This is a genomic window from Rothia endophytica (genome assembly GCF_039543885.1).
Lineage (GTDB): Bacteria > Actinomycetota > Actinomycetes > Actinomycetales > Micrococcaceae > Rothia > Rothia endophytica.
Genome location: NZ_BAABKP010000001.1, coordinates 1,023,066 through 1,044,453, shown reverse-complemented (window position 1 = coordinate 1,044,453; position 21,388 = coordinate 1,023,066). Strand labels below are relative to the sequence as shown.

Here is a 21,388-nt window from a genome sequence, read left to right as displayed (position 1 = left end):
TTTCTAAGGCGTTAACCCATAAAACGACGTCGGCCCGGGTAAGGTTCTCTAGCTTGATTTCACCGAGTGCTAGGTAGATGTGGCGATGAGCTATGGATTAATTTTTGCGTAGGGTGGTTTCCTCGATACCGTCCGGCTGGGCTAGGTGCTCGATGACGACCGTTTGGACGGTAAACCCACTCCCCTGACACTTTTGGGTCTCACTCATGAGCTGTTCAGTGTTGTGGCCGTGGCGGGTGAGGTCTTGGCGGAACTGTTCTGCTTCAGCCTCAGTGCCGAAGGGCTACGAAGTCTATTTTTTGGTCTGGGGATCTCGCCAGATGACGTAGTACCTTGAGGTGCCTTTTTTGTTTTTGATTTCTCGGAGGCTTGACATGTTGGACTTGTTGAGTACTAAAAAGGGCAACCGTTTCAACATTTTTCAATGGTGAGAACGATTGCCCTAGTTAGATGGTGGAGATAAGGGGACTCGAACCCCTGACCCCTTGCATGCCATGCAAGTGCGCTACCAGCTGCGCCATATCCCCATATTCTTTTGTTTGCCGCCGTGGCGACTCATCTAGTGTACCCAGATGTTTGAACGGCGCGCAAATCGGGGGACCCTATTTTTCAAAATTCTTCTACTTTTTTCTGCCCCCCCATTTTGATCCGCAGAAAGCCGGACGCCGCGCACCTCAATGGGTGCGCGGCGTCCGGTGGTAAAGGCTTCAAGGCAAACCTTGGCGGAGGTACTAGTCGTCCTCGCGCTGGTTCATCAGATCCTCTGCGGGAGTGATGGTCTGGTAGTCAGCTTCAGCGCCGGCAACGTCCACAGCGCCGACCTCTGAATCTAAGCCCAGCTCAATGCGGGGAGCTTCGCCCCACAGGCGGTCCAGCGCGTAGAAAGCGCGGTCCTCTTCGTGCTGAACGTGCACTACGATGTCACCGAAGTCCAGCAGAACCCAGCGGCCCTCAGCGCGACCTTCGCGGCGCAGGGGCTTGATGCCCAACTCTTCGCGGAGCTTATCTTCAACCCCATCAACAATCGCGTTGACCAGTCGTTCGTTGTGGGCTGAGACAACGAGGAACCCGTCAATCAAACCCATGATGTCAGAAGCATCAACAGCTAGCAGGTTGGTTCCCTGCATATCGTCCGCAGCGCGTGCGGCGACCTTTAGCGCTTCAATAGACTCTGCAGCAGCAGTCATTTCGCCCTTTCCGAGCACGTAGCACCCCAAACTTTTTGGGGTCTATCTAAAACTTATTGAAAAAAGAAGAACCATACAATCAGCAATAGCGCCACAAGCACCACAATGCCAATAATTGACGCCATCGCCCCGCTCTGAGCGGCTGGTTGATCAGCTTGCTCTGAGGCAACCTCAATATCGGTGGACTGGCTTGTTTCGTCAGTCGTATCGATGGTCTCTTCTTGATTGGCAACCTCCACCTCACGGTCGGTAGGTTGCGCGGTGAATTCTTCACCGCTTTCTTCAGTCATTACCTCTGATGAATGATCGCCCATGAGGGGTTCTTCGGTTTCATCAGAACTCTCAGAGTCTACCGCACGGTCAACCTGTTCGGAACTGTTGACGGTAGCCGGTTCAGTCACATCACCTGAAAACCCAGCGGGCAGTGTCTCGTCTAACTCCGTTAAATCAAGGCCCTGAGCGTCCACAGCGCGAACGGGCGATGGGAGGCTAAGCTCTGGTGGCTCCACCTGAGTATCAGCTGAGGTTTCATGAGGAAGCTCAGATTGAACCTCTGCCGTGCCCTCCCCCGGTAGCTCATCGGGAACAAATGCTGAATCCCCCAAGAAGTCGCCAGTGGGCGATGCGTAATCAGCAGAAGGATAAGCACCCATTGTTTCAACCGGCTCATCACCTGCGTATATCTGCTGCCCAATCTGGGTCAGGGGGTCCTCCAGCACGGTTGCTTGAGTCTGTTCAAAATCCAGCTCGGGTTCATCTGAGGTGACCTCTTGGTCAATAGAACCCAGGCTCGCTAGCTGATCGAGGGAACCGGCACGGTGAGACTGCGGGGATGGTGCCTGCCCACTCATGAACATAGGTGCAGCGGGTAAGGGGTCATCCCCGCGCTCTACGGCGCGCAGGTAATCAGCCACCTCCTCATAGTAACGAGCCAAACGACGCGGGCCCATGGGCCTGGCCGGAGGGGGTATAGTAAGCCCGTCCTCCGTGATCAAAGGCTCGGTGAGGTAAGTGGTGCTGTTTTTAGCAGCTGGTCCTTCTGCTGATTCAGCAGGTGATTTACTCAAGGGGGTCCTCAGTGGTCGAGAGCGTAACTAACACTTATCTTCATGGTAGCAAGACAGCCAGAAACGCTCTAGCCAGGAAGGCTGTGCACCGAAGGTGTGGCAGGTTTTAAGCTACTGGTGGCAGACCTTCGTTGTAGCTACCTGCCCCGGCGGCCGCATCGTCAGCGCTGTATAGCTCGTACTTGTTGATATATTGCACCACACCGTCAGGCACCAGGTACCAGACCGGCATTTTATCGCGGGCACGGTCTCTAATGCCCGTTGATGAAATTGCCATAGCGGGGATTTCCAGGAGGGCCACTCGTCCCTCAGCAGGCTCGGGGATAGTCAGTTCATGCCCGGGGCGGGTCACACCGATGAAGTAGGCAAGGTCCCACATCTTCTCGGCGTCCTTCCAGGTCATCATCTGCCCTAGAGCGTCAGCACCGGTGATGAAGAAGAGATCTGCGTTGGGGCGTAGCTCGTGCAAGTCGGTGAGCGTATCGATGGTGTAGGTGGGCCCTTCACGGTCAATATCCACGCGGCTCACGGTGAAGCGGGGGTTTGAAGCAGTAGCGATCACCGTCATCAGGTAGCGGTGCTCGGGGTCTGTCACCTCTTTATCGGCCTTTTGCCAGGGCTGCCCAGTGGGGACAAAAACTACCTCATCCAAATCAAGATAGGCAGCCACCTCACTGGCAGCAACCAGGTGCCCGTGGTGGATGGGGTCAAAGGTTCCACCCATCACCCCCAGACGGGTTCTTCCCGGGGTTCTTTGGGGGATGCCAAGGTTCACTTGGTCATCGAACGTTGTAGCGTTCACAGGTCTCCTGCTGAGTAGGTGGTACAACAGCGGCGCGAGTTCCGGAAGATTTTCCCGCACTCGCGCCGACAGTTATAAAGATTATTTGCCTAGTGGCGGCCGTGCTTGTTCTTGTAATCAAGCATTGCTGCTTCTTCCTCAGCGGAGAGGTGACCAGCGGCGTGCTCGGCGCGTATTACGCCACGGCCTGAGAAAGAGATGGTGATGAACATAAGGATGCCAAAGAACAGGAAACCGAAAATAGCGAACCAGTAGGTGGGAATACCGTACAGTTCAAGCTGGTGCGCGCCGGTCTCTTCTGAGGCAAGGACGGTGGCACCTGCGGCAAGGAGGGTATCAAACATGTGTGCACCTTTCAATCGGTGTGCAGTGTGTGGGCACACCGGTGGTGGGCCAGTATGGGTTTTATCTAATGCTACCGGTTGGGCTTGGTTTTTGCGTAGTTGCGCCCCACCGGTAGCGTAATTTTTTAGCTGGTATGCGCTCTAGGAGCGGGTGTGCCCATCGCCGCGCACAATCCATTTAGAGGTGGTGAGCTGTTCGAGGCCCATAGGCCCCCGAGCGTGCAACTTCTGGGTGGAGATCCCCACCTCTGCACCCAGACCGAACTGCCCGCCATCCGTAAAACGAGTGGAGGCATTTACATAGACAGCCGATGAATCGACATCGCGCACAAAGGTCTCAGCGTTGATAAGGTCATTGGTGATAATGGCTTCTGAGTGACCGGTGGAGTAAGTGCGAATGTGGCGGCGTGCATCCGGAAGGCCAGCTACCGTTTTGACGGCAAGATCAAGTGAGCCGTATTCGGTGCTCCAGTCCTCTTCAGTAGCGTCAACAGCCTCTACACCTTCGGGCAGTATTTCTCGGGTGTCAGCATCAACGTGCAGGGTGACACCGGCACGGGAAAGGGCTGTGAGAACGGCGGGGGCGGCCTTAGCTCCCTTTGCTAGAAGCAGGGTTTCAACGGTATTACAGGTGCCAGGACGCTGAGTTTTAGCGTTGAGAAGGATTTCAACGGCCATCTTTTCATCTGCGCTCTCGTCCACAAAGATATGGCAGTTACCCTCACCAGTTTCAATGACAGGGACGCGGGAGTTTTGCACCACTGACTGAATCAGACCGCGGCCCCCTCGGGGAATGAGAACATCAATATTACCGGTAGCAAGCATGAGAGCGTTGGCGCCTTCTCGCCCAAATTCATCTACCGACTGCACGGAGTCAATGGGCAGACCAGTGGCGTAGAGAGCATCACGAATAATGCGAACAATGACCTGGTTGGTTTTCTCAGCTGCGCTGCCACCGCGCAACAGCACAGCGTTCCCGGATTTAATAGCAAGCCCAGCAATATCGACGGTGACATTGGGGCGCGCCTCGTAAATAGCTCCGATGACGCCCAGAGGCACCCGCACCTGTTGCATACGTAAACCGTTGGGCAAGGTGGAGCCACGCATCACTTCACCCACCGGGTCAGGCAGACCAATCAGGGCGCGCAGAGCACCGGCGAGCTCGCCCACCCGATGCGCGTTCAAAGCCAGGCGATCCAACATCGCAGGGCTCATGCCCGCCTCATGCTCGCGTTCAAGGTCCAGAGCATTCTGCTCGGTAATAATTGCCGCGTGCTTCTCCAGCGAGACGGCCACGGCTTCAAGGGCTCGGTTCTTCCAATTGCTATCTGCACGGGCTAACTTCAAAGAAGCCACGCGGGCGTCCTCTGCCATATGCACCACGCTCTGCATGGTTTTTTCGTTGACCTCAAGTTGTTCTGCCACGGTAACCTTCTTTCCTGGGGACTGTTTTACACCATGTTACCTGCAGCACCTAGCAGCTGGTTAAGGCAACACCACAATGTTGTCGGCGTGAGCCACAGTGCCGTCATAGGTCTCCCCCATAGCTAACTGAATTTGGGTGGTGTGGCGGCCAATCATTTGGGCGGTCTCCCCCGCACTATAAGAGCTGAGCGCATGGGCAATAATAGTGCCCTGTTCATCGGTAATCGCGATAGCACCACCGCCCTCGAAGTTGCCCTCAACACCGGTGACACCCGCTGCTAGCAGGGAGCGGCGGCGGCGCAGGGCAGCTGCCGCTCCGGCGTCCACCGCGATGGTCCCTTCAATATCTGCCAGGTGCTGTAGCCAGAGACTCTGAACCGTTGAGCGGTCGCCGGTCGAATAAAACCAGGTTCCTACGTCCTCCCCAGCAAAAGCGGCCCGAGCATTCGGTGCGCTGGTTACCAGAGCCGGGATGCCCGAGGACGCTGCCACCTGGGCAGCTTTCACCTTGGTGACCATACCGCCTGAACCAACCCCAGCACTACCCACCGAGCCAATAGCCATACCGGCGAGGTCTTCTTCCCCTCGTACTGAGTTGACCCGCTCTCCTCCGTCGTTGGGGTGGCGGGTGTAGAGAGCGTCCACATCTGAAAGTAGCACCAGCGCATCTGCTTTGACCGTGTGGGCGACCAGGGCAGCAATTCTATCGTTATCGCCAAAGCGAATTTCGCGGGTTGCTACCGCATCGTTTTCATTGATAATCGGCATCACACCCAAATCGAGAAGACGCTCTAGCTGTCGGTGGGCGTTTTGGTAGCGGTCGCGCGCCATCAAATCCTCAGCGGTTAGTAGTACCTGGGATACCGTCACCCCGTACCTGCTGAATATATCGGTATAGCGGCTCATCAAGAGGGACTGCCCCACCGAGGCAGCAGCCTGCTGCGTTGCTAAATCCTTGGGACGCCGGGAAAGACCTAGCGGCGCCAGGCCGGCAGCAATGGCGCCAGAAGATACAAAAACCAGCTCAATACTGGGGTGCTCGCGCTTCTTCTTGGCCAGCACATCAGAAATCGTGGCAATTGCTAGTTCATCGAGTGAATTCTCTATGGAGGTCAGAGACGAAGAGCCCACCTTAACTACGATACGCCTGGCCTTGGGCATATCAGCACGCTCAAGAATGGGGCTACGGCGGTGCTTGCCCCGCCCTTCAGCGCTGGCCTGGAAAGCGGTTTTAATATCCACTGTTTTCTCTTCCTATGCTCTTCCGCAACAACCCTTCGAATATACAACATTGCCGCCTACCGGTATCAACCGATGGGCGGCAATGAGACGCTCAAATCTCGGGATAGATTTTACTCTGTCTCGGTTTCAGCTTTCTTTTCTGCCTTAGCTTTGGACTGACGGCTAGCTTTCATCTCTTCCACTGATTCGGTCCAGATACCGGCAACACGCTCAGCTTCAAGCTCTGCGCGAGCTTCAGCCTTAGCGTCCATACGCTCGTGGAACTCCGCCTTACGCTGAGCACGGGTTGGGCGAATCAGCTCTTCCAGGCGCACATCGGTACCGCGGGGGCTTGAGAGCAACTCGGCACCACCCACCATGGTGGGTTCCCAGTCGAAGACCACAGCGTCAGTCTCTTCGCCGATGACGACGGCATCGCCGGCGATAGCGCCAGCCTTGAAGAGCTGGTCTTCAACGCCCAGGCGGTTAAGGCGGTCCGCCAGGTAGCCCACCGCTTCATCGTTGTTGAAGTCAGTCTGCTTGATCCAGCGTTCGGGCTTTTCACCAATAACGCGGAAGAGCGGCTCAAGGTTACGCTCTTCCTTGCGGATGATGAATTCCTGCTTCTTTTTGGAACGGAAGCCCTTAGGCTTAACCACCACAGTGTCCTCAGCAACAACAGTGTTCTTGCGTGCCTTGCGCTGGGCCTTGCGGTCCTCTTCAACAATCTGAGCCATAGCAAAGGTCAGCTGCTTGAGACCCTCATGGGAAGCCGTTGACACCTCAAAGACCCTGAAGCCGCGTTCTTCAAACATGGGCTTGACGAATTCCGCCAATTCGCGTGCTTCGGGAACATCAATCTTATTCAGCACGATTAGCTTCGGACGCTCGTTAAGGGGCACGGTGACACCGGCGGTGGGGTCTACCTCGTAGTTCTCTAGCTCGCCACGAATCACATCAAAATCAGAGATGGGGTCGCGGTTGGGTTCAAGGGTGGCGCAGTCAATGACGTGCACCAGGGCGCTAGAGCGCTCCACGTGGCGCAAGAAGCGATGGCCCAGACCCTTACCCTCAGATGCGCCCTCAATCAAACCGGGGACATCGGCCACGGTGTAGCGGGTATCGCCTGCCTGAATAACACCCAGGTTAGGGATGAGGGTGGTGAAGGGGTAGTCAGCAATCTTGGGCCGGGCTGCTGAAATAGCCGCAATCAGAGAGGACTTACCGGCGGAAGGGTACCCCACCAGCGCGACATCCGCGATGGATTTGAGCTCAAGCACCACATCGTTTTCATCACCGGGAATGCCGAGCAGAGCGAAGCCGGGAGCCTTGCGCTTGGTGGATGCCAGGGCAGCGTTACCCTTACCGCCGATCCCGCCCTCAGCAGCTACGTATTCATCACCGATACGCACCAGGTCAGCAAGGACGTTGCCCTGCTTATCCTTCACAACGGTGCCCTGCGGCACCGGCAGAATAAGATCGGGGGCATTGAAGCCGTGAGACATGTCGCCGCGGCCAACATCGCCGTTAGTGGCGTGCTGGTGGGGGCTGTGATGGTATTCCAGCAGGGTGGTGGTCTGCCCGTCTACGCGCAAGATGACGTCGCCGCCCTTACCGCCGTTGCCACCATTGGGACCACCCAGGGGTTTGAACTTTTCACGGCGAACCGACACACAGCCGTGCCCACCGTGCCCACCGGTCACATGAAGCACAACCCGGTCAACAAAATCAGCCACAAAAGCTCCTTAGAGAAATAAATAAGATCTGGTTCCCCATTCTACAGGCAGACACTCACTACGTATCTGTGATGACTGACCGAGCGGGGAATAAAAGGGAGGGCACCCGCGCCTAAACGCGGGTGCCCTCTCAAATGCGTGAGTTTATAAAAACTTACTCAGCTGCTGCAAGGATATTAACAACCTTGCGGCCCTTACGGGTACCAAATTCGACCTGACCTGCTGCAAGAGCGAACAGGGTGTCATCCCCACCGCGGCCTACGTTGTTGCCGGGGTGGAAGTGGGTGCCACGCTGGCGGACGAGGATTTCGCCTGCGTTGACGGTCTGACCGCCGTAGCGCTTAACACCGAGGTACTGGGGGTTTGAGTCACGGCCGTTGCGGGTGGAGCTTGCGCCCTTCTTATGTGCCATTGATGCCTACCTTATGTAGAAGAAATCGGTTGTGATTTAGAACTAGTCTACGGGAACTTACGCGTTGATCGCAGTGATCTTGACGGTGGTAAGTTCGGCACGGAAGCCCTGACGCTTCTTGTAACCGGTCTTGTTCTTGTACTTCTGAATAACGATCTTGGGGCCACGGAGGTCCTCGATTTTTTCAGCGGTAACCTTGGCCGAAGCCAGGGTCTTTGCATCTACGGTGACCTTGTCCCCGTCTACCAGCATGAGAACGGGAAGCTGAATAGTGCTTCCTGCCTCACCAGCGACGCGGTCAAGGGTAACGAGATCTCCGACGGAGACCTTTTCCTGGCGGCCGCCAGCGCGAACAATTGCGTATGCCACTTGGGAACTCACTTCTCTTGACGTCTTTTTTAACAGTGTGTAAAAACAGGTGCCGGGCTCTACCCGAAGGTGGGCGTGTTTCTGACCCGGCGACTAAACGCGGGAATGGTCCCCCATCGTTTGCCGAATAAGTTTTTGAGGCGAACCTATTTTTACGTCGCGGCTGAATACCTTTTTCAAAATATTCCACTGTTCTCACGCTAACGTTTGCTTGTGAAAACAGCACCGACCATCTACTGTACGGGGTTCTTAGCTCTGGGGGCAAGCAAAGAGCCTAGTTAATTCCCAGTCAAACGGCGTGTTATCGCTCATACCCTTCCCCATATGTTGGGCACATATTAGAGGGCGGCACCCCGGTTTTCGCCGGAGTGCCGCCCTAGAGCTTTAGCCTATCGAAGAGGGCTTATTTGCCATCGCGCTTGATATCAGCCGCCGACACGCCCACACCCAACATGACCGGTGCATCCTCGGTGGTCGCTGCCTTCTGAGCAACGTCAGTCACCGAAGCGGTCACAGAGCTACCGGTTGCCGCAGCTACTTCTTCAGTGCGCACCTCGGTAGAACCGGCACCCGAGCTCACAGCTCGGCGTGAACGGCGCTTCTTAGGAGCACTGGTAACAACGGGAGCCTGTTCCTGGGCTGCCGGAGTTTCAGCAACTGCAGGAGCCTCAGCCTTCTTGCCCGGGGTTGCTACACCGGTGAGAGCAGGGCTAGTTTCCATTTCAACTGGTGCCACGTACTTAAGGCCTGAACCGGAGGATGCACGGCGGGGGTGGCGCTCACCGCGAGAACCGGAAGAACGCTCATTGCGATCCCCACGGGTAGAGCGATCATTGCGGTGAGAACGATCCTCGCGGCCACCGCGGGAATCTCGCTGTTCGCCGTTCTGATCATCACCGCGGTCGTACTCACGCCCAGCCTTCTGCGAAGCGCGCGCACGAGCTTCGCCGGCACGGATTGCTTCCAGACGGTTGGAGTTCTGGGTGAAACGTGAGTCAGCTTCAGGGTCAACATCTACCGACGCATCTGAGTTAGCACCAAAATCATCCGCAGAAATGTCAGCGCGGTTGCGGGTGCGCTCACGGCGCGGCTTCTTAGCACCGCGCTGACCATCGCCCCGGCGATTACCGCGTGACTCACCGACGGTCTGTTCGTCGTCGCCCTGTTCAAAGACGGCGGCTAGAGCTTCGAGGGTGAACGCTCCCTGCTCCCCCGAAGTTTCTTCGGCGGAATCATCGCGGTCAGCAACAGGTAGTTCAATGACCTCATCACCGATGCTGAGGGTCTGTTCACTGTTCTGAGCCTCAACCTGATGTGAGTCAGCGCGGCGGTTGCGCTTGCGGCGCTTACGCTTGCGGGCTGAGCGCGACTCGGCGTCATCGCCCTCTTCGCTGTGCTGGGTGGCAGCAACGATGTTAGCAAGAGCCGCCCGGCGGGCTTCGCTCTTGGGGTCATCATCACCCTCAACCTCATGTATCACATCGTGGTGAGCAACAGCTTTCTCGTGACGGTAACGCTTACGATCATCGCGGTCAGCACGGTGGATGAAGTCAGAGGCGCCACCGGTACGGCCCTCAAGGGGCTGATCCTGCACCAAAAGACCTCGGCCAGCACAATGCTCACAGGGTTCAGAGAAGACCTCAAGCAAACCGGTGCCCATACGCTTACGGGTCATCTGCACCAGACCCAAAGAGGTCACTTCAGCAACCTGATGCTTGGTACGGTCACGGCCCAGGCATTCAACCAGGCGACGCAAAACCAATTCGCGGTTTGATTCCAAGACCATGTCGATGAAGTCAACCACAATGATGCCACCGATATCGCGCAGGCGCAGCTGGCGCACGATTTCTTCAGCAGCTTCTAGGTTGTTCTTGGTGACAGTTTCTTCAAGGTTGCCGCCGCTACCGGTGAACTTGCCGGTGTTGACATCCACTACGGTCATCGCTTCGGTACGGTCAATGACCAATGAGCCACCCGAAGGCAGGTAAACCTTGCGGTCTAAGGCCTTCTGCAGCTGCTCTTCAATACGGTAGTGCTCAAAGAGGTCATCGTCCTCCTCCCACTGCTTGAGTCGATCTACCAAGTCAGGAGCCACGTAGGTAACGTAAGCTTCAATTGAGTCCCAGGCATCCTGCCCCTGAACGACCATGGAGGTGAAGTCTTCGTTGAAGACATCGCGCACGGTTTTGATGGTCAGGTCGGGTTCCTGGTAAAGCATCTCGGGGGCAAGAACCTTGCGGCTCTCGCTCTTTTCCTTGATTTCATCCCACTGAACACGCAGTCGGTTGATATCGTTGGTCAGCTCTTCTTCGCTGGCGCCTTCGGCTGCAGTGCGTACGATAACGCCGGCGTCCTCGGGTAGGCGGTCCTTCAGGATGCGCTTGAGACGGGTACGTTCCACATCGGGCAGCTTGCGGGAGATACCGGTCATGGAACCACCGGGTACGTACACCAGGTAGCGCCCAGGCAGGGAGACCTGGCTGGTCAGTCGGGCGCCCTTGTGTCCGATGGGGTCTTTAGTGACCTGAACCAGCACAGAGTCTCCGGCTTTCAGGGCATTTTCAATCTTGCGGGGCGCACCGTCCAGGCCGGTGGCATCCCAATTAACCTCGCCTGCGTAGAGCACCGCGTTGCGGCCACGGCCAATATCAATAAAGGCAGCTTCCATGGAGGGCAGAACGTTCTGAACCTTACCCAGGTAAACATTGCCAATCAGCGAATCTTGCTGAGTCTTAGAAACAAAGTGCTCAGCCAGAACACCGTCTTCAAGCACACCAATCTGGATGCGATCATCCTTTTGGCGCACCAGCATCTGGCGGTCAACGGATTCACGGCGCGCCAAAAACTCTGCCTCGGTAATGACCTGGCGGCGGCGGCCGGTAGCGCGGGTTTCGCGGCGGCGCAGACGCTTGGCCTCCAGGCGGGTTGAGCCGCGCACCCCGGTCACCCGGTTAGAGCTGTGAGAATCAGACAGGCGTGGGGCGCGCACCTTAACGACGGTATCTTCAGGGTCATCTTCAGTGCCTCCCTCAAACTCTAGGTCAGCATCGCCGCGGCGGCGACGGCGGCGGCGGTGGGAGGTAATTTCAGGGTCAAGATCTGCCAGACGGCGTTCGCGTCGTTCAGCTTCCTCTGCTGCGCGGCGAGCTTCACGCTCAGCACGCGCCTTTTCAAGAATCTCATCAATGTCAGGAGCATGAAAAAGCAGGGATGAGGTGCTGGCAGCTTTGGTCAGCTGAGCAAGTTCTTCTTCAAGTAGCTCACGCTGGGTCTTCTCAGCTGCGGTCTCCCCGGTGGTGGACTCGAGTACGCCCTCTTCAGCTGAAGCCTCTTCGGTGTTCTTCTTATCTGCCTGAGTTTGGTCCTGCTGAGCCTCATGTGGCTGAGCAGCCTGGGCGGGCTGGTTATGGTCGTTTTCAGGGGCCAAAGCACCCTCTTTATTTTCACTCGTCATGTGCTGCAGTTTCTCCTTTAAATTCGGTGTGCCGCTAGCCGCACCGCGGGCTGGTTCTTATCGTCGGTAATCCCCCCTGACAGTGTAGGAGGTTCACCGAAAACCTTGCTACCCGGTGTTCTCGAGCTTCTGTGCGAGTATTCAGTAGGGGTGTAGGCTTCTGCTCCATACCGAAAATACCGGGCCAGCGCATCTCTCCCGAGCCAACACGTCGCGTGCCAGTCTTGTGCGGGAATCCATCTTCGCCGCAGGTCTCTGCGGCGGTACATGAACTCGTTCGGGGAATACGCTGGGCAACCCTTCCGCGTGCGGGCGGATAGCTGCCGCTTACCATTCTCTCACAGCAAGGGCCTTTTCACACCAGCACCGCCATCAGGGCGCACGCAAAGAAACTATTTCAGCATGAAAGTTCTCTGAACTAACATTGTGGGAGCGCACCTACCTGATTCTGTGAACTTGCTAAAGAAAACACAATTTTTAGCGCAGCAGGGCCCCTCGCCAGCTGCTTGCCCGTACTATGGGGTACAAACAATTTCGCAATCCTAAGGACTTTTTGTGTCTTCACTAGAGGCTAATGAAACACTCGAGACAGGCTACACCAACCCAGCAGCTGACCGGAGGCTGGGCTGGTTTACACTGATCAGCGGCATTATTGCCTTCGGCGCAGCCTCCATGCTGGTCTATGAGCGTCTGCAAATTTTTATGGACGCCGGCCATAAGTCCATTTGCGATGTCAACGCCTTGCTCAACTGCGGCACGGTGATGCGCACCGAGCAAGCGGAGCTCTTCGGCTTCCCTAATCCCTTCATCGGTATTGCCGGCTACGCCATCACCATAACTATCGCCACGGCACTGATTTCTGGTGCCCGCTTTAGCCGGTGGTACTGGATTGCCATGAACATTGGCCATGGCCTCGCCCTAGCCTTTGTCTTCTGGCTTTGGTACCAAACGACCTTCCAAATCAATGCTCTTTGCCTTTTCTGCATGATTGTCTGGATGATGCAGATTCCTATCTTCGTGAAGGTAACCGCCCGCAATATCAGCGCCGGTGTCTTCAACCTTCCCCAGTCAGTGCGCGAAGCTGCCCCCAACTGGTCTTGGTTCACCATCGTTCTGCTCTACATCCTGATCTATGGCATCATTGTCATTCGATTCTTCGACATCATCGTCAACATGTTCTAAGAAGAAAAATGGGGCCCTCACCGATCGGTGAGGGCCCCATTTTTATGTCTGATTTTAGGCGAACCAGATAGCAATCTCGCGCTCTGCTGATTCAACTGAGTCAGAACCGTGCACCAAGTTCTTCTGCACCTTCTCGCCCCAGTCACGTCCGAAGTCACCGCGAATGGTGCCTGCCGGAGCCACGGTGGGGTCTGAGGGGCCCATGATAGTGCGGGCACCCTCAATGACGCGCTCGCCTTCGAAGACCGCGGCTACGATAGGACCGGAGGACATGAATTCAAGCAGCGGCTCGTAGAAGGGCTTACCCTCGTGCTCAGCATAGTGAGCTGCCAGGGTTTCACGGGAGGGCTCCATAGAGGAAAGGGCTGAGAGCTTGTACCCCTTGGTTTCAAAGCGAGCCAGGATGGCACCGGTCAGGTTGCGCTCAACCGCATCGGGCTTCACAAGGATAAGGGTGCGTTCGGTCATTAATGTCCCCGTTCTAAGGTTTGGTGGTCTTACCTCACTTTACCGGGCGGTTTGCCTGGTGAGAAGCATTGCTTTATTAGAGGGGATTAGCCTTTTCCCACTCGGCTTGCTCTTTGGCACGTACGGCGTTTTCGGCGTCCAGGCGGGCCCCGCGGGTTACCGCGAACCAGTAGGCGATTGCGAAGGCTGCACCGACGAAAAACATGGAGGGCAGGGCGAAACCAACTAGGAGCAGCAGCACCTGAAGCACGTAGCCAAATGTGTAGCCCCAACTCTTCTTCAAGAAAACAGGGGTGACGATAAAAGCTACTACTAGCAAGAGCCCCAGCACCCAAATCAAGATTCTGGTGCTGGTAGGTTCGTTGAAGTTGTGCCCAAAAATGGCAAGAGTGGCGAAGAAAGCTACCAGGGCTTCAAGGGAGAGCACCATGGAGGTGAACATGACCTTGATGGAGCGTGCCGGTTTCTTTTGCCCGGGGCGCCATTCGCGCTGGGATCGCGTCATTTTAGCCATGGTTCTCCTAGAGCCCCAGCAGGGTGCGGGCTTCGCCGACGACCGTGATGGAGCCGGTGATGAGCACTGCTGAATTGAGGTTGGGGACGTCCGCCGCGGCCGTTAGAGCGGCAGAAACAGCGTCGGGAATGTTCTCGTAAGTCTCAAGGTCCTCTTCGTCAAAGCCTGCATCAAGTGCTAGCCCCTGCAGGGTTGCCGGTGCAATGGCCCGCGGCGAATCCGAGGCAGTGAGGTGTAGTTTGACCCTGTATTCGGTGGTATCAATATAGCCCTGGCGCAGGACGCTAAAGATTTCGGCGGCGTCCTTTTCACCCAGGATGCCGACCACCAGGTGCAGCTCTTCGAGGGCAAAGGATTCCTTGAAGGCAGCTGCGCTGGCTCGCACCCCGTGCGGGTTATGAGCGGCGTCCACTACCACCACCGGTTCAGTGGCAACTACTTCAAGACGCCCCGGTGAGGTGACACTTCCGAAGGCCTGCTTGACCAGATCTTCTGAAAGTTCCTTCTCACCGCCTCCCAAAAACGCTTCTACGGCAGCGAGCGCAACAGCGGCGTTCTGCCCCTGGTGTTCTCCGAAGAGGGGTAAAGCGATGCCTTCATAGCGTTGCGCTAAGCCCTGGATAGTCAGCAGTTGTCCACCAACGCCGGCGGTGCGTTCGACGGTGCCGAATTCTACGCCTTCGAAGCGGTAGTCAGCGTTGTTGGCCCGGGCTGCTTCGAGCAGAACTTGGGCGGCTTCTGGCTCCTGAACTGCGGAGACCAAGAAGCTACCGGGCTTGATAATGCCAGACTTTTCACCGGCGATTTCTGCCAGGGTCTCCCCCAGCATATCGGTGTGGTCCAGCCCGATGGGGGTGATGACCGAGACGGTAGCATCGGCGACGTTGGTGGCGTCCCAGCTGCCGCCGATACCGACCTCTAGGACGATGACGTCTACCGGCTCATCGGCGAAGATAGCGAAAGCCAGGAGGGTTACAGCTTCGAAGTAGGTGATGCGGGGCTGCTCATCTGCCTCCAGTTCAGAGTCCACGATGGCCAGGTAGGGGGAGATTTCGTCCCAAACCCGAACAAAGGTGGTGTCAGCAACCGGTTCACCGTCGATGCTGATGCGTTCAGTGACCTTGGAGAGGTGGGGGCTGGTGTACCGCCCGGTGCGGATGTCGTGGGCCATGAGCAGGCGCTCAATCATACGAGCGGTGGAGGTTTTTCCGTTGGTGCCGGTGATATGGATAACCGGGGCTGCCTTTTCAGGTGAACCCAGGATTTCAACGGCACGACGCATGGCATCTAAGCGGGGTGCCAACTTATTTTCGGGTGCGCGGGCCAGCAGGTCTGCGTAGACCCTTGCCACACCGAGGGCGTCCGTCTGGTAAGGGAGGGCTTCGGCGGGGGTTTGGTCAAGCACAGAATCAAAATCTAAGTTGTCGTTGGGCATTATGCCTTCTTTACGGTGATGGTCAGCTGGTCTGCTTCGGTGTAGGTCACGCTCTGCGCCAGCGTTTCACCGGTCACCAAAGCCTCATGAGCCTTAACGGCTGCCAGGGTCTCTGCCGGAGCGGCAAGGGTCAGATCGATGCGGTCTGAGACGTTCAGCCCGCTGTCCTTACGTTCCTGCTGGATAGCGCGGATAGCATCGCGAGCGGTGCCCTCAGCAATCAGCTCATTGGTTAGAGCGGTGTTCAGCACCAGGAAGCCTCCACCGGGTAGAACGGAAACAGCACGGTCTGCTGATTCTTCGGTCTCAGCGACGACAGTCTCGAGCTCGTATTCGCCAGGTTCCAGTGCCATCTTGTCGGCACCAACTACTACGGTGCCGTCCTCCAGAACCTGCCAGTCCCCGTTCTTGGAGGCCTTGATGGCGACCTGAACCTGCTTGCCCAGGCGCGGGCCAGCCGCACGAGCGTTGACCTTGAGCTGCTGGGAGATGCCGAAGTCAGCGGGGCTGACCTCCGCGGCGTCCAGCAGTTCAACAGCCTTGATGTTCAGTTCGTCTGCGATGATGCTCTCGAAAGTTCCAGCCAGCTCCTTACCGCCTGCAGCAGCAACGGTCAGGGAGGCTAGGGGCTGACGCACGCGCAGCTTGTTAGCCTTACGCAGCGCTGAGCCGGCAGAGGCCACACCGCGAGTAGTCTCCATCAGAGCAATGAGCTCTGATTCATCCTTGAAGTCATCAACGCTGGGCAGGTCAGTCAGGTGCACCGAACGCTCACCGGTCAGACCGCGGTAGATTTCCTCAGCAGTTAGGGGCAACAAGGGTGCAGCCAGACGCACGAAGGTTTCAAGAGCGGTGTACAGCACGTCAAAAGCCGCGGTGTCTTCATCGAAGAAGCGCTCGCGGGAGCGACGTACATACCAGTTGGTTAGCGCATCGGTGTACTGACGGAGCAGATCGCAGGCAGCTGAGACGTCGTAGGCATCCATGGCCTCGGTGATATCTGCAACCAGCTGGCGGGTCTTGCCCAGGATGAAGCGGTCCATCACGTGCTCAGCATCAGAAACACGCTTTGCCTCGTAGCCGGATCCGCCGTGAGCAGCGTTGGTGTAAAGGGCAAAGAAGTGGTAGACGTTCCACAGGGGCAGCATGACCTGGCGGACGCCCTCACGGATACCCTGTTCGGTGACAATCAGGTTGCCACCGCGCAGGATGGGTGAGGACATCAGGAACCAGCGCATGGCATCTGAACCATCGCGATCCAGCACCTCGGACACATCCGGGTAGTTGCGCAAGGACTTGGACATTTTCTGCCCGTCCGAGCCCAGCACGATGCCGTGGGCAATCACGTTTTCAAAGGCGGTGCGGTCAAAGAGGGCGGTGGCCAGGATGTGCATGGTGTAGAACCAGCCGCGGGTCTGTCCGATGTACTCCACGATGAAGTCCGCCGGGTAGTGAGCCTCGAACCATTCTTTGTTTTCAAAGGGGTAGTGGAACTGGGCAAAGGGCATGGAACCTGAGTCAAACCAGACGTCCAGGACGTCCTCAACGCGGCGCATGGTTGATTTGCCGGTGGGGTCGGACGGGTTGGGGCGGGTCAGCTCGTCGATGTAGGGGCGGTGCAGGTCCACCTCGCCGTCCTTGTTCAGGGGCAGGCGACCGAAGTCGGCTTCTAGCTCAGCCAGGGAACCGTAGACGTCGGTGCGGGGGTAGTTGGGGTCATCTGAAACCCAGACGGGGATAGGTGAGCCCCAGAAGCGATTGCGAGAGATTGACCAGTCGCGGGCGTTATCTACCCACTTACCGAACTGGCCGTGCTTCACGTTCTCAGGGATCCAGTTGATGTCTTCGTTGAGCTCGCTCATGCGGCCCTTGAAGTCGGTGACGCGCACGTACCAGGAGGTGATAGCACGATAGACCAGCGGAGTGCGGCAGCGCCAGCAGTGGGGGTAGCTGTGCACGTAGGACTTTTCGCGGATCAAGGTGCCGTCTGCCTGGAGGGCCTTGATAATGGTGCGGTTAGCGTCGAAAATCTGCACACCGGCGATCTCACGCAGAGGTGCGCCCTCAGCCAGGGACTCATCCGCGAAATAGTCCAGGAACTTAGCACCCTCGTCGATGGAAAGAATGACGGGAATGCCATAGCCTTCGCAGACCTTCTGGTCATCTTCACCGTAGGCAGGTGCCTGGTGGACGAGACCGGTACCGTCGGTGGTGGTGACATAGTCAGCGACCACAATCTGCCAGGCTGAACCAGTGCCAAACTTCTCAGCGTCAGTGAAGTAGTCCCACAGGGGGGCATAGCGGACGCCCTCTAGCTGGGAGCCAGTGAAGGTGACGGTAACAGCCTCGGCTGCTTCTTCAGCGCTTTCGAAGCCCAAGTCCTTGGCGTAGGAGCCCAGAAGGTCGGTGGCAATCAGGAACTTGCGGCCAGCAAAATCACCGGCGGCGGCGACCAGCGAGTACTCAACATCGGGGCCGACAGCCAGAGCCTCATTGGTGGGCAGAGTCCAAGGAGTGGTGGTCCAGGCAAGCGCTTCAGCACCGACTAGCTGGGCTGCGATGTCCTTGTGCTGTGCCAAAGAATTGTCGGCGGTGATGGTAAAGGCTACGGTGACGGAGGGGTCCTGACGGTCCTTATAAACATCATCGTCCATGCGCAGCTCGTGGTTTGAGAGCGGAGTTTCGTCTTTCCAGCAGTAAGGCAGCACGCGGAAACCCTCATAGGTCAGGCCCTTATCGTACAGCTGCTTGAAGGCCCAGATAACCGACTCCATGTACTCTACGTTCAGAGTCTTGTAGTCGTTCTCGAAGTCTACCCAGCGAGCCTGGCGGGTAACGTACTCTTCCCATTCCTTGGTGTACTTGAGCACGGATTCGCGGGCAGCGTCGTTGAAGTTGTCGATGCCCATCTCGATGATTTGCTGCTTATCAGTCATGCCCAGCTGCTTCATGGCTTCTAGCTCAGCGGGCAGACCGTGGGTATCCCATCCGAAGCGGCGCTCTACCTTGTGTCCGCGCTGGGTCTGGTAACGGGCGACCAGGTCTTTGACGTAGCCGGTCAGCAGGTGACCGTAGTGGGGCAGGCCGTTAGCGAAGGGCGGGCCATCGTTGAAAACGAATTCGTTGGCACCATTCTCACCGGCGTTGCGGTTGTCAATGGAGGCTTGGAAGGTGCCGTCCTTCTTCCAGTACTCCAGCACAGCTTCTTCAAGGTGCGGGAAGTTGGGTGAAGAAGCAACGCCGAAAGCGTTGGTGGCACTTGCCTTGGGGTAGACAGGCTGGTTAGTCATGGTGCGCCCTGTTCGTTGGATGATTAACAAATCTTCTCGGGTGCAAGGACGCTGCATCAACCTTTACTGCCGAGGCAGTGGGTTGTGTGGCGCGGTACCACCTTGCTTACTGAAGTAACCGTTTCGATACGCCCTCACCCCAGCGCAGAAGCCAGCAGGTGTAGGGCTACGCCGGTCATCACCCTAGGGTGGTGACCGGCGCAGTACCGAAACGGTTATCAGTCGCTTCATGACAGCTATTTCGGGCCTACCCGTCTGGTTCTACTGGGGTTACATCTATTCCGCGCACTCCCCTCGTCGCAACGAATACGGGGGTATGCAGGTATAACCTGTTCTTCCAGATTGCTCGCCGGTGATAGCCGGGTCTTTGCAACTGTTACCCATTTTAGGGGCAGGGGCGGTAGCTGTCTAACGGGTTTTTCTGTTTTACCGCGAGCGGGCACCAGGGTGCCCGGTAAATTACAGAGATGTGAGTACAAGATGTGGTGGAGGAACGGACGCCCCACCACAAAATAGCGGGTTAGTGCACCTCGCCGTGGTGAGCAGGGGAACCTAAATTACAATTCTTACTTCTGCCTCTGATGGTCCTTACCCAGCGCTCGCCTTACGCCTTACTGGCGCCCAGCGTCAGCGCCTGCCCCCTACGGGCCCACTAAGCTCTCTTAGTGCTTACGCCACTCAGTGGCCACTCCGAGAGTCAAGTGACCACTGAGCGGCGGCGGGCCCAGCTACACCTCAGCACGTCTCAGCCTCGTACCGGGAGTTTCAACGCCGCACTGCCCGTGCTGAGGGGGTCCCCATGTGCCTGCCCCGGGCCGCTAGACTTGGGTGCACATACTATCGAGGAGAACACCGTGCCCCTGATTAACGTCTCGTACGCATCTATTCAGTCCGATGAGAAGAAAGCCGAACTGATTGCTGAGCTCACCCGCGCCTACGGGCGGGTGATGGGTGCCAAGGAAAGCTCGGTGTGGGTGATTCTCAACGAGGTGCCGCGTACCGACTGGGGTGTTGGCGGGCAGACCCTGGACGGACTTGATGCGGCGGCAGACACCCACCGCAAGGACGCCCGAATTGAGGTCCGTCAGGCTCGGAAAGAAGACCTGCGCACCCTTGCAGCCATTGAGGCCGAGTGCTTCCCGGCAGCAGAAGCCGCCAGCGAAAGCGATTTACGGGCTAGGTTTGAGATCTTTGGTGAACACTTCTGGGTACTTGAGGCAGACGGTGAGATTGTTGCCTTCATCGACGGTCTGGTCACAGATTCCCCCGTCGTCTTCGATGACCTCTATCAGAACCCTGCATCTCACACACGTCACGGCGCCTACCAGACGGTGTTTGGCATCAATACCCGCCCTGTCTACCGGGGACGGGGCTACGCGTCCGCCTTGATAGAGCAGCTAATAGACCAGGCCCGGGAGCAGGGTCGCTCCGGTGTGATTCTCACCTGCAAGAAGGAATTGATTGGCTTCTACGAAAAACAGGGTTTTGAGCTGGACGGAGTTTCAGAATCCACGCACGGTGGAGAGATCTGGCACGATATGACCCTGCACCTGAACTAGGTAATCCGAGGTCGAAATAGAGGGAGAGCTTATTCTAGTCCCAGCCTAAAGCCTTACTGATGCGCTTCAACAGCGCAAGGGCCCGATGAGGATTACCATCGCCAGAAACAGCCACCAATTCACTTCCTTGCCAGCGGTGAGCCAGAGACCAGACTGAAGACTTGTGCGAAGCCCCGCCCAGCAGGCACCAGATCGCTCGCTCCTCACAGAGGGCTGCTACCTGCTCATTGAGCTCGGGTGAGTCGGTCAGGGCATATACCAGCCAGGTTCCGGTTAGGTCATCAGGAGTAAAAGGACGCCGCTGGGCAACCAGTTGCCCGGCGGTCAGTTTTTCTTCAACCGGGACACTCAGAGTTGGCGCAACCACTTCGACCCGGGCGCCGGCGCGCACGAGGGGAGCAATCTTACGGGCAGCGACCTGCCCGGCTCCCACAACGAGTACCCTGCGCCCGCGCACATCCAGCGCTAGGGGTAAGCGCTGGTTCACGCGGGCAGCTCCACCCAGACATCTCCGTCGCGCACCTCAACATAGTAAACGGGTAGGCTAAATTCACCCCCAGAGAGGCAGTCACCACTGGCCAGTGAGTACACCTCTTTGTAGAGTGGGGAGGTTACGGTCGACTCGCCGTTCTTTTCACCGACGATACCGCGGGCTATCACCAGGGAACCAGAGGCAGGGTCCTTGTGGTCGGTCACAAAGATGGAATCGCTCGAGGTGCGGAAGACCGCATATTGCCGCCCATCAAGCAGGGCGGCCTCGCCCCAGTTGGGTTCCAGTTCATCCATGGCGCAGATACGGTGCCACTGTGTTATCACGGTACTCTCCCTAATTTCTATTTCACTGCTTGTGTTTGTGTGGGTTTGTCTTGCTTTTAAGCTAATATTAGCATTATAAATACGTATTAAACCGGTTTGAAACCACA

Annotated in this window: 18 protein-coding genes and 1 tRNA gene; 2 read left to right on the top strand and 17 right to left on the bottom strand. The window is 57.1% G+C overall.

Annotation, left to right across the window (positions count from 1 at the left end; translation table 11 throughout):
- Positions 1-451: 451 nt before the first annotated feature.
- The 11 genes from ABD982_RS04705 to ABD982_RS04655 all read right to left on the bottom strand — a co-directional run bounded on the left by ABD982_RS04705 (position 452) and on the right by ABD982_RS04655 (position 12,026).
- Positions 452-527, bottom strand: a tRNA-Ala gene (locus ABD982_RS04705).
- Positions 528-731: 204 nt separating this feature from the next.
- Positions 732-1,187 (bottom strand): ribosome silencing factor, encoded by a 456-nt coding sequence (gene rsfS, locus ABD982_RS04700; RefSeq protein ID WP_345445149.1) that lies wholly within the window; start codon positions 1,185-1,187, stop codon positions 732-734.
- 53 nt (positions 1,188-1,240) lie between these two features.
- Positions 1,241-2,254, bottom strand: a complete 1,014-nt coding sequence (locus tag ABD982_RS04695) for a hypothetical protein (protein ID WP_345445147.1) — start codon at positions 2,252-2,254, stop codon at positions 1,241-1,243.
- A 106-nt stretch (positions 2,255-2,360) separates the two neighbouring features.
- Positions 2,361-3,056 carry a nicotinate-nucleotide adenylyltransferase gene (gene nadD / locus ABD982_RS04690; RefSeq protein ID WP_345445145.1) on the bottom strand — a complete coding sequence of 232 codons (696 nt, stop codon included), beginning with the start codon at positions 3,054-3,056 and terminating at the stop codon, positions 2,361-2,363.
- 89 nt (positions 3,057-3,145) lie between these two features.
- Complete coding sequence (locus ABD982_RS04685; RefSeq protein WP_345445143.1) at positions 3,146-3,400, bottom strand: hypothetical protein; 255 nt, start codon at positions 3,398-3,400, stop codon at positions 3,146-3,148.
- Positions 3,401-3,541: 141 nt separating this feature from the next.
- Positions 3,542-4,825, bottom strand: a complete 1,284-nt coding sequence (locus ABD982_RS04680) for a glutamate-5-semialdehyde dehydrogenase (protein ID WP_345445141.1) — start codon at positions 4,823-4,825, stop codon at positions 3,542-3,544.
- A 60-nt stretch (positions 4,826-4,885) separates the two neighbouring features.
- Entirely contained in the window at positions 4,886-5,986 is a 1,101-nt protein-coding gene (proB, locus tag ABD982_RS04675; protein WP_345445771.1) for a glutamate 5-kinase, read from the bottom strand.
- Positions 5,987-6,177: 191 nt separating this feature from the next.
- A complete protein-coding gene (gene obgE / locus ABD982_RS04670; protein ID WP_345445139.1) occupies positions 6,178-7,782 on the bottom strand; it encodes a GTPase ObgE in 1,605 nt (534 codons plus the stop codon).
- Positions 7,783-7,936: 154 nt separating this feature from the next.
- On the bottom strand, positions 7,937-8,194 hold the full coding sequence (rpmA, locus tag ABD982_RS04665) for a 50S ribosomal protein L27 (RefSeq protein ID WP_237204060.1): 258 nt from the start codon (positions 8,192-8,194) through the stop codon (positions 7,937-7,939).
- Between the two features lie 57 nt (positions 8,195-8,251).
- Positions 8,252-8,563 (bottom strand): 50S ribosomal protein L21, encoded by a 312-nt coding sequence (rplU, locus tag ABD982_RS04660; protein ID WP_251378844.1) that lies wholly within the window; start codon positions 8,561-8,563, stop codon positions 8,252-8,254.
- A gap of 403 nt (positions 8,564-8,966) precedes the next feature.
- Positions 8,967-12,026: an Rne/Rng family ribonuclease gene (locus tag ABD982_RS04655; protein ID WP_425570027.1), complete on the bottom strand. Its 3,060-nt coding sequence runs from the start codon at positions 12,024-12,026 to the stop codon at positions 8,967-8,969.
- 546 nt (positions 12,027-12,572) lie between these two features.
- On the opposite strand from ABD982_RS04655, the gene ABD982_RS04650 reads away from it, so the two are divergent.
- A complete protein-coding gene (locus tag ABD982_RS04650) occupies positions 12,573-13,199 on the top strand; it encodes a vitamin K epoxide reductase family protein (protein ID WP_345445134.1) in 627 nt (208 codons plus the stop codon).
- Between the two features lie 54 nt (positions 13,200-13,253).
- On the opposite strand, the gene ndk is transcribed toward ABD982_RS04650, so the two are convergent.
- The 4 genes from ndk to ileS all read right to left on the bottom strand — a co-directional run bounded on the left by ndk (position 13,254) and on the right by ileS (position 18,906).
- Positions 13,254-13,667 carry a nucleoside-diphosphate kinase gene (gene ndk / locus ABD982_RS04645; RefSeq protein WP_345445132.1) on the bottom strand — a complete coding sequence of 138 codons (414 nt, stop codon included), beginning with the start codon at positions 13,665-13,667 and terminating at the stop codon, positions 13,254-13,256.
- A 76-nt stretch (positions 13,668-13,743) separates the two neighbouring features.
- Entirely contained in the window at positions 13,744-14,181 is a 438-nt protein-coding gene (locus ABD982_RS04640) for a DUF4233 domain-containing protein (RefSeq protein WP_345445130.1), read from the bottom strand.
- 7 nt (positions 14,182-14,188) lie between these two features.
- Entirely contained in the window at positions 14,189-15,616 is a 1,428-nt protein-coding gene (locus ABD982_RS04635; protein WP_251378849.1) for a bifunctional folylpolyglutamate synthase/dihydrofolate synthase, read from the bottom strand.
- A complete protein-coding gene (ileS, locus tag ABD982_RS04630; protein WP_345445126.1) occupies positions 15,616-18,906 on the bottom strand; it encodes an isoleucine--tRNA ligase in 3,291 nt (1,096 codons plus the stop codon). The genes ABD982_RS04635 and ileS overlap by 1 nt, the downstream gene beginning before the upstream one ends.
- 854 nt (positions 18,907-19,760) lie before the next feature.
- On the opposite strand from ileS, the gene ABD982_RS04625 reads away from it, so the two are divergent.
- A complete protein-coding gene (locus ABD982_RS04625) occupies positions 19,761-20,465 on the top strand; it encodes a GNAT family N-acetyltransferase (RefSeq protein WP_345445124.1) in 705 nt (234 codons plus the stop codon).
- Positions 20,466-20,499: 34 nt separating this feature from the next.
- Here the strand turns inward: ABD982_RS04625 and ABD982_RS04620 are convergent, their stop codons facing one another.
- Together ABD982_RS04620 and nirD are read right to left on the bottom strand one after the other, a co-directional pair.
- The gene (locus ABD982_RS04620) at positions 20,500-20,952 is read right to left on the bottom strand and encodes a precorrin-2 dehydrogenase/sirohydrochlorin ferrochelatase family protein (RefSeq protein WP_251378852.1); all 453 of its coding nucleotides are present in this window, start codon (positions 20,950-20,952) and stop codon (positions 20,500-20,502) included.
- The gene (gene nirD / locus ABD982_RS04615) at positions 20,949-21,281 is read right to left on the bottom strand and encodes a nitrite reductase small subunit NirD (RefSeq protein ID WP_345445121.1); all 333 of its coding nucleotides are present in this window, start codon (positions 21,279-21,281) and stop codon (positions 20,949-20,951) included. The genes ABD982_RS04620 and nirD overlap by 4 nt, the downstream gene beginning before the upstream one ends.
- Positions 21,282-21,388 lie beyond the last annotated feature (107 nt).